Here is a 3,037-nt window from a genome sequence, read left to right on the forward strand (position 1 = left end):
GACCGGAGCCGCGCCGCTCGGCGGACCGGCGTCTGTCTTCGAAGCGGCGCCGGCACAGGAGGCAATTGCGTCGGCATTGAAGATGCTTGCCGCCGCCGAAAATCCGGTGCTGCTGATGGGCGGCACCAACTGGACGGCTGACGGACGCGCGGCGTTTCAGGCTTTCGCTGAGGCCTCCGATATCCCGGTCGTGACAGCCTTCCGGTATCAGGACCAGTTCGACAACCATTCGCCGGTGTTTGTCGGCGAGGCCGGCGTCGGGATGGTGCCGCATGTGAAAAACCTGATCCGCGATGCGGACGTGATCCTCGCCGTCAATGTCCGCTTCGGCGAGATGACGACCGACGGCTACACCCTGCTCGAAGTTCCCGTACCGCGCCAGAAGCTGATCCACGTGCACGGCTCCGATCGCGAGATCGGCAAGATCTATGTGCCCACGATCGGTATCCATGCCGGTCCGAACGCCTTCGCCAAGGCGCTCACCCCGATCAAGGGTTCTTGGGCCGACTGGCGCACGACGGCACGCAAGGCCTATGAAGGCACGTTCGCTGCGCCCGTGCAGCCCGGCCCGGTCGACATGGTCGCGGTCAGCACCTGGCTGCGCGAGAATCTCCCGGCCGACGTCATCCTTGCCAACGGCGCCGGCAATTTCACCGTGTGGCCGAACAAGTTCTTCAAGTTTGGACCGCAAGCGCGCCTGCTTGCGCCGCAATCCGGCGCCATGGGCTATGGCCTGCCGGCCGCGATCGCGGCCAAGGTCGCATACCCGCAACGCACCGTGGTCTGCTTTGCCGGTGACGGCGATTTCCAGATGAACTGCCAGGAACTCGGAACCGCCATGCAGGCCGGCGCGCAGCCGATCGTGCTGATCGTCAACAATGACATCTACGGCACCATCCGTGCCCATCAGGAGCGCAACTATCCGGCTCGCGTCTCCGGAACCTCGCTCGAGAATCCCGACTTCGTGGCGCTGGCGAAGGCCTATGGCTTTCACGCCGAGCGGGTCGAATCCACGGGGGATTTCGCGGCGGCGTTCGAGCGGGCGCTTAGCTCGACGACCGGCGCCGTCCTCGACATCGCCATCTCGCCCGAAGCGATAACGCCCCGGCAGACCCTCTCTCAGATGCGCGACGCCGCGCTCGCTTCCCAGAAGGCCAAGTCATGACCTCCAGAACTGACGACATCCGTCTCGGCGCGGACATCGGCGGCACCTTCACCGACATCGCCCTTGATGTCCGAGGGACGATGTTTTCGACCAAGGTGCTGACCAACTATGCGGCTCCCGAGCAGGCGATCCTCGACGGCATCGCCATCGTCATTCGCGACGCCGGAATTTCGCCGTCCGAGATCGGCATCATCATCCACGGCACGACACTCGCCACCAACGCGCTGATTGAGCGCCGTGGCGCGAAGACCGCGCTGGTCACGACGGAAGGGTTCCGCGACGTGATCGAGATGCGAACGGAAAACCGCTTCGAGCAGTATGATCTGAACCTGCAACTGCCGACGCCGCTGATTCCGCGCGAGGATCGCTTCACCGTCAAGGGCCGCATCGGCGCGGAAGGCCAAGAGCTGCAGCCGCTCGACGAAGCCGCTCTGGAGGACATCGCCGACCGCATTGCGGCGGGTGGTTTCGGCTCGGTGGCGATCGGCTTCATCCATTCCTATGCCAACCCCGACCACGAGCGCCGGGCGCGCGAGATCCTCGCCAGAAAACTCGGCATCCCGATCTCGATCAGCGCCGAAGTCTCGCCGCAGATGCGTGAGTTCGAACGCTTCAACACGGTCTGCGCCAACGCCTATGTGCGGCCGCAGATGGCCGACTATCTCGCCCGCCTGCAGACGCGCCTGAAGGACATGGGCGCCGATTGCCCCGTTTTCATGATCCATTCCGGCGGCGGCCTGATCTCGGTGGAGACCGCTTCGGAATTTCCGGTCCGGCTGGTCGAATCCGGCCCGGCGGGCGGCGCGATCTTCGCCGCAGACATCGCCAGGCGCTTTGGTCTTGAGAAGGTCGTCTCCTACGACATGGGCGGAACCACCGCCAAAATCTGCCTGATCGAGGACTATGCGCCGCGCACGGCGAGAACCTTCGAAGTGGCGCGCACCTACCGCTTCTCGAAGGGCTCGGGCATGCCGATCTCCATCCCGGTTATCGAGATGATCGAGATCGGCGCCGGCGGCGGTTCCATCGCCTGGGTCGACGCCATGGGCCGTATCCAGACCGGGCCGGAGAGTGCCGGCTCGGAGCCGGGGCCGGCCTGCTACGGGCGCGGCGGCAAGCGTCCGGCGATCACGGATGCCGATCTCGTGCTCGGCAAGCTCGACCCCGACAATTTCGCCGGCGGGGCGATCAAGCTGGACAGCACTGCGTCCGAGCAGGCGATTCTGCGCGATGTCGGCGAGCGGCTGTCGCTCGATGCCATGTCGACGGCCTTCGGAATCTGCGAGGTAGTGGACGAGAACATGGCCAATGCTGCCCGCGTCCATGCGGTCGAGAACGGCAAGAACATATCCGACAATCTGATGATCGCCTTCGGCGGCGCCGCCCCGCTTCACGCGGCGAGACTGTGCGAAAAGCTCGGCATCGACCAGTGCATCGTTCCGCGCGGCGCCGGCGTCGGCTCGGCGATCGGCTTCCTGAAGGCGCCGTTCGGCTACGAGGCCCTGGCCTCGAAGCTGACGCGCCTGTCGCGGTTCCAGCCTGCCGAAGTGAATGCCCTGCTCGCCGATCTCAAGGCCTCCGCCGAGGGTTTTGTGCGCGGCGGCGCCAGCGGCAGGATCGTCTGCGAAATCACCGCCTTCATGCGCTATGCCGGCCAGGGCTGGGAAATCCCCGTGCCGGTGGCAGACGAGCCGTTCGGAGACGATGCCGTTGCAGAACTCAAGGCGTTGTTCGAGGAGAATTACCAGCGCTTCTTCGGCCGCGCCATCGAGGGGCTCGACGGACTGGAAATCGAGATCGTCACCTGGTCGGTCAAGGCGACGGATGTTCGTCCCGCCGTCGCCAGGCACGAGCTCACAACTGGCAAGACAA

2 protein-coding genes are annotated in these 3,037 nt (G+C 65.2%); both read left to right on the plus strand.

The annotated features are described in order from the left end of the window. Positions 1-1,165, plus strand: a 1,165-nt coding sequence (locus EOA60_RS26285; protein WP_128312128.1) for a thiamine pyrophosphate-dependent enzyme, incomplete at its 5' end; no start/stop codon positions are given. Continuing rightward, positions 1,162-3,037 (plus strand): hydantoinase/oxoprolinase family protein (locus tag EOA60_RS26290; RefSeq protein WP_164899538.1); only part of this gene is annotated, 1,876 nt, incomplete at its 3' end. The genes EOA60_RS26285 and EOA60_RS26290, both read left to right, overlap by 4 nt.

This window comes from Mesorhizobium sp. M1A.F.Ca.IN.020.06.1.1 (assembly GCF_004023265.1).
GTDB lineage: Bacteria > Pseudomonadota > Alphaproteobacteria > Rhizobiales > Rhizobiaceae > Mesorhizobium.